The organism is Kribbella hippodromi, from assembly GCF_039531045.1.
GTDB lineage: Bacteria > Actinomycetota > Actinomycetes > Propionibacteriales > Kribbellaceae > Kribbella > Kribbella hippodromi.
On sequence record NZ_BAAAPH010000028.1, the window covers coordinates 94,830 to 103,327 of the forward strand.

An 8,498-nucleotide genomic window follows, 5' to 3' on the forward strand; every position below is an offset into this window, starting at 1 on the left:
CATGACGAACCTGCGTGCGGGCCTGATCGGCCTGGGCATGATGGGCCGGCACCACGCCCGGGTGCTGGCGTCCCTCGAGGGCGTCGACCTGGTCGCGGTCGCCGACCCGGGTGGTGACAAGTTCGGCGTGGCCGGTGGCCGGCCGGTGCACGAGACGATCGAGCAGCTGATCGCCGAGAAGCTCGACTACTGCATGGTCGCGGTGCCGACCCAGTACCACGCCGAGACCGCGAAGGCGCTGGCCGAGGCCGGCGTGCACGCGATGATCGAGAAGCCGCTGGCCGGTTCGTCGGCCGAGGCGACCGAGATCGCGAAGGCGTTCGAGGCGGCCGGCCTGGTCGGCGCGGTCGGTCACATCGAGCGGTACAACCCGGCGCTGCAGGCGCTGCGGACCCGGCTGGAGGCCGGTGAGCTGGGCGACATCTACCAGATCACCACCCGCCGCCAGGGCCCGTTCCCGGCCCGGATCGCCGACGTCGGCGTGGTGCTCGACCTGGCCACCCACGACATCGACCTGACCGCCTGGGTGACGCAGTCGCCGTTCGTCTCGGTGGCCGCGCAGAGCGCGCACAAGTCCGGCCGTCAGTACGAGGACCTGATCGCGGTGACCGGCAAGCTGGCCGACGGTACCGTCACCAGCCACCTGGTCAACTGGCTGTCCCCGATGAAGGAGCGGCTCACCGTCGTCACCGGTGAGAAGGGCGCCTTCATCGCCGACACGCTGCTCGCCGACCTGACCTTCCACTCCAACGGCACGGTCGCGACCGCGTGGGACGACGTCGCGCACTTCCGTGGGGTCAGCGAGGGTGACATGATCCGGTACGCGATCAGCAAGCCGGAGCCGCTGCGGACCGAGCACGAGGCGTTCCGGGACGCGGTGCTCGGCAAGGAGGCGGACATCGTCACGCTGCAGCAGGGTCTGGCCACCGTCAAGGTCGCCGAGGCTGTGCTCCAGTCCGCCGCCGAGGCGCGTACGGTGCCGGTCGCCGGGGAGACGCACCAGTGAAGGTGCTCAGCGTCGTCGGTGCGCGCCCGCAGTTCGTGAAGCTGGCGCCGGTCGCGGAGGCGTTCGCCGCGACCGAGCACCAGCACGTGATCGTGCACACCGGGCAGCACTACGACAAGAACATGTCCGACGTGTTCTTCGCCGACCTGCGGATCCCGGCGCCGGACGTCCACCTGGGCGTCGGGTCCGGGAGCCACGGTGTCCAGACCGGCGCGATGCTGGCCGCGATGGACGCCGTCCTGGACGAGCACAAGCCGGACTGGGTGCTCGTCTACGGCGACACCAACTCCACCCTGGCCGGCACGTTGTCCGCGGTGAAGATGCACCTGCCGGTCGCGCACCTGGAGGCCGGCCTGCGGTCCTTCAACCGGCTGATGCCGGAGGAGCACAACCGGGTCCTCACCGACCACGCGGCCGACCTTCTGCTCGCGCCCACCCAGGTGGCGATGGACCACCTGGCGAACGAGGGCCTGAAGGACAAGTCGCGGCTGGTCGGCGACGTGATGACGGATGTCTGCTTCCGGGTCCGCGACGCGGTCAAGGATCAGCCGCTCGACCTGCCGTTCAAGCAGGGTGAGTACGTCGTCTCCACCATCCACCGGGCCGAGAACACCGACGACCCGGCCCGGCTGGCCGCGATCGTCGACGGCCTGGCCGCGGCCGGCGCGCCGGTGCTGCTGCTGGCGCACCCGCGGCTGGTCGCGAAGTGCGCGGAGCACGGCATCAAGCTGGAGCGTCCGGACGGTTCGCTGCACGTCCGCGAGCCGCTGGCGTACCCGGAGATGGTCGCGGCCGTGCTCGGCTCGGCCGGGGTGGTGACGGACTCCGGGGGCCTGCAGAAGGAGGCCTTCCTGCTCGGCCGCGTGTGTACCACACTGCGGACCGAGACCGAATGGGTCGAGACGTTGGACAACGAGTGGAACGTCCTGACATCCGACGTGAGTAAGCTGCCGGAGTTGGCCGCCAGGCCGGTTCCTACGGGGGAACGCCCGATGCCCTACGGCGACGGCCACGCTGCCGAGCGTGTCGTTGCCACTCTCGCGGAGTAGACCTACATGACGAAGGCCGCCGAAGAGAACCAGACGCCGCCGACCCAGGAAGCCCCCGGGTCGGCCGGTGTCGGGACGACCCCGCCTGCCGGCGCGCCTGTCAGTACCGCGGTCGGGGACACCGGCCCGCCGGGCCGCGGCGGGAGGTTGCCACGAGTCGAGTCGCTCACCGGATTGCGCTGGTGGGCGGCCTTCTTCGTGTTCTGCCACCACATGACGCAGCTGGCGCCGCTGCCGATCTTCGACTTCCTGAAGTACGGCACCTCCGGCGTCACGTTCTTCTTCGTCCTCTCCGGCTTCGTGCTGACCTGGTCGGCACAGCCGGGGACGAAGATCCGGACGTTCTACCGGCGCCGGTTCGCCCGGATCTTCCCGCTGTACTTCCTGACCCTGGTGGCGGCGTTCTTCGTCTTCTACCGGGTCGAGCCGCCGGCGGGGATGCCCTGGATCAAGCCGGTCTCGATGACGGTGCTGGTGCTGTCCGCGCTGCTGCTGCACGGCTGGTCGAACAACCCGGCCATCCTGTACGGCGGTAACCCGGCCGGCTGGACGCTGTCGGTCGAAGCGTTCTTCTACGCGTACTTCCCGTTCGTCTGGCGCGCCACCCGGAAGCTGAAGGTGGCCGGCGGACTGATCATCTGCGCCACCGTGTTCGTGCTCGGCTGCGCGTACCGGCTGGCGCTGTTCCACTACAAGACCGAGGTGCCGGTGCTGCCGCAACCGGTGCTGCACTCGGTGGCGTTCCTGTTCGGGATCGGGCTGGCGATCGCGCTCCGGTCCGGCTGGCGGCCGCAGATCCCGGTCTGGTTCGCGTTCCTGGTCACCGGCGGCGGCCTGTACCTGCTCTGGTACTCCGGTGCGCACCCGACCGAGATTCCGGGCGCGGTCAGCATGGGCCTGTGCCAGAAGGAAGTCCTGACCCTGCTGTACGGCTTCCTGATCTTCGCGGTGGCGGCCCGCGACATCCGCGGCGGCCGGTCACTGCTGCGCAGCACCCCACTGGTCAAGCTCGGCCAGTGGTCGTACGCGTTCTACCTGGTGCACGCCACCATCCTGTACGCGATCAAGGAGTACCACGGTGTGGCCGGCCCGATCGGCTGGGCGAACCTGACCTGGTACGCCGGCGTGCTTGCCGTCTCGATCTTCGCCTCGTGGCTGCTCTACCGGTTCGTCGAGCATCCGCTGGAACGGAAGCTCCGAGGCCCCCGATGAAGAATCACTACCTAGTGGAGTTGCTGTGCGTGTCAGTGTTGTTGCCTTAGGCAAGATCGGACTGCCGTTGGCGGTCCAGTTCGCCGCCAAGGGCCATCAGGTCGTCGGTGTCGACATCAACGAGAAGTTCGTCGAGCTGGTCAACTCCGGCCAGGAGCCGTTCCCGGGTGAGGCCCACCTGCAGGAACTGCTGTCCGAGACCGTGGCCGACGGCCGCCTGCGGGCGACCACGGACTACGCGGACGCCATCCCGAACAGCGACGCGGTCGTCGTGGTCGTGCCGCTGTTCGTGGACGAGAAGACCGGTCAGCCCGAGTTCGGCTGGATGGAGAACGCGACCCGTTCCCTGGCCGAGCACCTGAGCCCCGGCACCCTGGTCAGCTACGAGACCACCCTGCCGGTCGGTACCACCCGGAGCCGGTGGAAGCCGATGATCGAGGAGATCTCCGGCCTGACCGAGGGTACGGACTTCCACCTGGTGTTCTCGCCGGAGCGGGTGCTCACCGGCCGCGTGTTCGCGGACCTGCGGAAGTACCCGAAGCTGGTCGGCGGCCTGTCCGAGGAAGGCGCCAAGCGCGCCACCGCGTTCTACGAGGCGGTGCTGGACTTCGACGAGCGCCCGGACCTGGACCGCGCGAACGGCGTCTGGGACCTCGGATCGGCCGAGGCGGCCGAGCTGGCGAAGCTGGCCGAGACCACCTACCGTGACGTCAACATCGGCCTGGCGAACCAGTTCGCCCGGTTCGCGGGACAGAACGGCATCGACGTACACGCCGTGATCGAGGCGTCGAACTCGCAGCCGTACAGCCACATCCACCGGCCCGGGATCGCGGTCGGCGGGCACTGCATCCCGGTGTACCCGCGGCTGTACCTCTACACCGACCCGGACGCGACCGTCGTCCGCGCCGCCCGTGAGGCGAACGCCGGCATGCCGGACTACACCATCGGCCTGCTCGAGGGCGCGTTCGGCGAGCTGAAGGACGCCAAGGTGGTGGTACTCGGCGCGTCGTACCGTGGTGGGGTGAAGGAGACGGCGTTCTCCGGGGTGTTCCCGGCGGTCGAGGCGCTCAAGGCGCGCGGCGCCGAGGTGTTCGTGCACGACCCGATGTACACCGACGAGGAGCTCCAGGGGCTCGGCTTCGCGCCGTACACGCTGGGATCGCCGGTGGACGCGGCGGTGCTGCAGGCCGACCACGCGGACTACGCACAGCTGACCCCGGCGGACCTGCCGGGCGTCCAGGTGCTCGTCGACGGGCGGGACCGCACCGACCCGGCCAAGTGGGCCGGCGTGCGGCGGATTGTGATCGGAAGGTCGGTCAGCCAGTGACAGCTGCCGACCTGCGGGTCGTGATGATGGTCGCAAACGACGTCACCAACGACAGTAGGGTCCGCAAAGAGGCCGCGGCTTTGGCCGAGACCGGAGCAGAGGTGACTGTGCTCGGGGTCTCGGCCAGCGGCCTCCCGTCGAGGGAGATGCTCGACGGTGCGCTGATCGTCCGGGTGGCGGTGCCCTTCGCACTGCGTGAGGAGCGGAAACGAAGGCGGACGGCACGCCGCGACTGGCGGCCGCCGATGGTGGGTTACAAGTACCGCTCGACCTATGTGGCCCGCAGTCAGCGGGTCAAGGCCGAGCTCAAGGAGCTGAAGGCCGACTCCGGGCACGCGATCGCGCGCGCCAAGAGCGGTCAGGGCAATCCGGTCAAGTTCAAGCTCGGGGTCGCCACCCGGCTGCTGCGCCGGGCCCGCTGGCAGGCCGCCGAGCGGGCCACCTGGGTCCGCAAGGGCGTCGGGAACAAGGCGGACAGCCCGTTCAAGTTCGGCTGGCGGGCGTACGACGGGGTGCTGCACCGGCTGCCGTGGCCGGCGCCGTGGCGGAAGCTGCACCCGGAGGCGCTGGACCTGGAGATCGCGTTCGGTGATCTGATCGACCGGCTCGAGCCGGACGTCGTGCACGCCCACGACATGCACGTGATCGGTGTCGCCACTCGTGCCGCCGGTCGCGCGAAGCTGCGCGGGCGGACGCTGAAGGTCGTCTACGACGCGCACGAGTACGTCGCCGGCCTCTCGCAGTACGGTGCCCGCACCCGGCGTTCGATCGCGGCCTGGGCGAACCACGAGCGTGAGTACATCGGTGCCGCAGACCGAGTCATCACGGTCAGCCCGGCGATCGCGACCCGGCTGCGCAAGGAGCACAACCTGCGGACCGAGCCGACGGTTGTGATGAACACGCCGAACCCTGCTGACGTGTCGGTCGAGGTGTCCGACATTCGCAGCCGGATCGGTCTCGCGTCCGACGTACCGCTGCTGGTTTACAGCGGTGGGGTCACCCGGGCGCGCGGCATCCACACCGCGGTGCAGGCGCTTGTCGATCTGCCGGAGGTACATCTGGCTGTCGTCTGCGTGCCGGGCGTGGCGACGGACGCCGTACGCCAGTTGCAGGCGCAGGCAGTAGAGCTCGAGGTGCAGGACCGTCTGCACTGCCTGGACCCGGTGAAGCCGGACGAGGTGGTCGCGTTCCTGCGGACCGCCGACATCGGGCTGATCCCGATCCTGCGCTACCCGAGCCACGAGATGGCCCTGCCGAACAAGCTGTTCGAGTACGCGTTCGCCGGACTGCCCGTGGTGGTCAGCGACATGCCCAGCATGAAGGACTTCGTCGACCACACCCGCATCGGTGAGGTCTTCGTCGCGGATGACGCGCATGACCTGGCCAGCAAGGTCCGTACCGTGCTGGGCGACCTGGACAGCTACCGCGAGCGGGTTGCGCACCCGGACTATCAGGAGGAAGTGTCCTGGTCCGGCCAGGCCGCCAAGCTGCGGCAGCTGTACGGGGAGCTGACCGGGCGTCAGCTCGAGATCACCCGTCCAGGCGGCAAGATCGTCAAGACCGGGCGGCACCTGCTGCTCGGCCCGGTCAACAGTGCGGGTCAGGCGTGGCTGTGGGCGACCGCTCTCGAGCGTGAGGTCCCTGGTGTCAAGGCGGAGTCGCTGACCACGGGCAGTGGCACGTTCGACTTCCGCGTACACCGCACCGGCACCTACCGGCAGTACAGGTCCGATCTGCGGTGGCAGCTGGAGCTGACGGCGTACGCCCTGCGCGAGGTCACGCACGTGCTGTTCGAGGCTGGCCGGCCGATGTTCGGTCAGCAGCGCGGACAGATGTGGACCACCGACGTACCGATGCTCGACCAGGCCGGGATCCGGCACGGTCTGGTGTTCCACGGGTCCGAGATCCGCGACCCGGAGCTGCACCGCCGGCAGTACCAGTTCTCGCCGTTCCGCAACCCGGACGACGAGCTGACCGAGCGTCTGCAGGCCGCGAACAACCTGATGCGTCGGCACCTGGAGGGCTACGAGGGCCCGATCTTCGTCACCACTCCGGACCTGCTGGAGTTCGTCGACAACGGGTACTGGCTGCCGCTGGCCGTCGATGTCGAGAGCTTCGCGTCGACCCAGCCGGTGCTCGAGCGTGAGGTGCCGGTGGTGCTGCATGCGCCGTCGGCCAGCGCGCTCAAGGGCTCGGCGTACGTCGACCCGGTGCTGACCGACCTGGATGCCAAGGGCCTGATCAAGTACAACCGGGTCCAGGGCGTACCGCACTCGGAGCTGGCCGAGATGGTGAAGAGCGCGGACATCGTGGTGGATCAGCTGCTGCTCGGTTCGTACGGTGTCTTCGCGTGTGAGGCGATGGCGGCCGGCCGGGTCACCGTCGGGCACATCGCGGACCCGGTCCGCGACCTGCTCCCGACCGACCTGCCGATCGCCGAGGCGACCCCGGACGACCTCGCGGAGGTGATCGAGCGGCTGGTCGCCGAGCGCGACACGGCCCGCAAGATCGCCGACTCGGGACCGGGGTACGTCCGCGACCTGCACGACGGGCGGAAGTCGGTGGAGACGTTGCTTCCGTTCCTCAACAACGAGCTCGATCGCCACGAGTCCGGGTCCGGCGGCGAGTAAGTGCGGATTCTGATGATCGCGCAGTCCCCGATCGCCGGGGACTCGCGCATCCTCCGGGAAGCGACGGCGCTGGCGGCGGCCGGTCACACGCTGCACGTGATCGGCCGCGACGTGCCTGACGGGTTCTCAGTCGGGCCTGGTGTCACGGTCGAGTCGGTGTCGCGGTCGTCCGGTCTGCGGACCGGGAGTGGCGGTCTGGCAGTTGGGCACGGCCGGAACGGGCCGAAGGTGCTGGTCAAGCGGTTCGGCCGGTGGTTGTTGCTGCCGGAGCACCGCAGCCGGACCGAGAAGCAGTGGCGGATCGCCGCGGCGCCGGTAGTGGCCGCGGCCGGTCCGTTCGACGCGGTGCATGCGCATGACTTCAACACGCTGGAGCTCGCCGCGGAGTACGCCGCGAAGTGGTCGGCGGCACTGGTGTACGACAGCCATGAACTCTGGTTCGACCGTGCCCTTCCGGGGCGGCCGACGCCGTTGTGGCGCGCTCGCGGCCGGCGGTACGAGGTGTCCTTGGCCGCCAAGGCACGGGTCGTGTTCACCGTGTCGGATGGGATCGCGGAGCGGTTGCGTTCGCGTGGGTTGGCGGACGTACGCGTCATCCGGAACACATTTCCGCGCGCGGACGACGTACCAGCGGCTCCGGACCGGCCCGAAGGGCTGCTGTACGCCGGGCGGATCGGCGCGGGCCGCGACCTGCCGACCGTGGTCGCGGCCGCTCGTCAGCTGGCGCCCTTCCGGACCGTGCTGATGGGTTCGGTCGATCCCAACTACCGCTTGGACCTCGGCCCGGTGGAGACCGTCGCGGAACGCCCGATCGAGGAGGTCGACGAGACGCTGCGTACGTACGGCATCTCGCTGGTCACCTTGACGAACACCTGCGAAAACCACCGCCTGGCCCTGCCGAACAAACTGTTCCACGCGGTCCGCGCCGGCGTACCGGTGATCGCCGCGGACCTGCCTGAGCTCCGAGCAGTCGTCACGCACTACAAACTCGGCGGGCTGTACGAACCGGGCAACCCGCAATCCCTCACCGCGGCCGTACGCGGCGTGATCGAGAACTACCCCACCTACACCGACGGCGTCCGCACCGCCGCCACCGAACTCAACTGGGAACACGACGCCTCCACGCTCGTCACGGCCTACTCCGACCTCTGACCACCGACCCCTCTCAGGGGCCGACCCCTGTGACCAGCGTGCCCTCTCAGGGGCCGACCCCCGTGACGTGAACTGGTCCCCGAAAGTTGGACTGGCTGGGTAGGGAGCCTATGCCGTGAGGG

6 protein-coding genes are annotated in these 8,498 nt (G+C 69.3%); all 6 read left to right on the plus strand.

The features are described 5' to 3' along the window. Position 1: 1 nt before the first annotated feature. The 6 genes from ABD260_RS32780 to ABD260_RS32805 are packed head-to-tail and all read left to right on the plus strand — an operon-like array spanning position 2 to position 8,376. Complete coding sequence (locus ABD260_RS32780; protein WP_344239945.1) at positions 2–1,006, plus strand: Gfo/Idh/MocA family protein; 1,005 nt, start codon at positions 2–4, stop codon at positions 1,004–1,006. Further along, complete coding sequence (gene wecB / locus ABD260_RS32785; protein ID WP_344239947.1) at positions 1,003–2,055, plus strand: non-hydrolyzing UDP-N-acetylglucosamine 2-epimerase; 1,053 nt, start codon at positions 1,003–1,005, stop codon at positions 2,053–2,055. Before ABD260_RS32780 ends, wecB begins: the two co-directional genes overlap by 4 nt. Before the next feature lie 6 nt (positions 2,056–2,061). Further along, positions 2,062–3,267 carry an acyltransferase family protein gene (locus ABD260_RS32790; RefSeq protein WP_344239949.1) on the plus strand — a complete coding sequence of 402 codons (1,206 nt, stop codon included), beginning with the start codon at positions 2,062–2,064 and terminating at the stop codon, positions 3,265–3,267. A gap of 25 nt (positions 3,268–3,292) precedes the next feature. Continuing rightward, positions 3,293–4,594 (plus strand): nucleotide sugar dehydrogenase, encoded by a 1,302-nt coding sequence (locus ABD260_RS32795; protein WP_344239951.1) that lies wholly within the window; start codon positions 3,293–3,295, stop codon positions 4,592–4,594. Then, entirely contained in the window at positions 4,591–7,224 is a 2,634-nt protein-coding gene (locus tag ABD260_RS32800) for a glycosyltransferase family 4 protein (protein ID WP_344239953.1), read from the plus strand. The genes ABD260_RS32795 and ABD260_RS32800 overlap by 4 nt, the downstream gene beginning before the upstream one ends. Positions 7,225–7,236: 12 nt before the next feature. Continuing rightward, the gene (locus tag ABD260_RS32805; RefSeq protein ID WP_344239955.1) at positions 7,237–8,376 is read left to right on the plus strand and encodes a glycosyltransferase; all 1,140 of its coding nucleotides are present in this window, start codon (positions 7,237–7,239) and stop codon (positions 8,374–8,376) included. The last annotated feature ends 122 nt before the right edge of the window (positions 8,377–8,498 follow it).

What these genes read in the sequence shown, in the direction of transcription:
- ABD260_RS32780 (WP_344239945.1), top strand. Translation starts at nt 2, where the DNA reads ATGACGAACCTGCGTGCGGGCCTGATCGGCCTGGGCATGATGGGCCGG.
- ABD260_RS32790 (WP_344239949.1), top strand. Translation starts at nt 2,062, where the DNA reads ATGACGAAGGCCGCCGAAGAGAACCAGACGCCGCCGACCCAGGAAGCC.
- ABD260_RS32805 (WP_344239955.1), top strand. Translation starts at nt 7,237, where the DNA reads ATGATCGCGCAGTCCCCGATCGCCGGGGACTCGCGCATCCTCCGGGAA.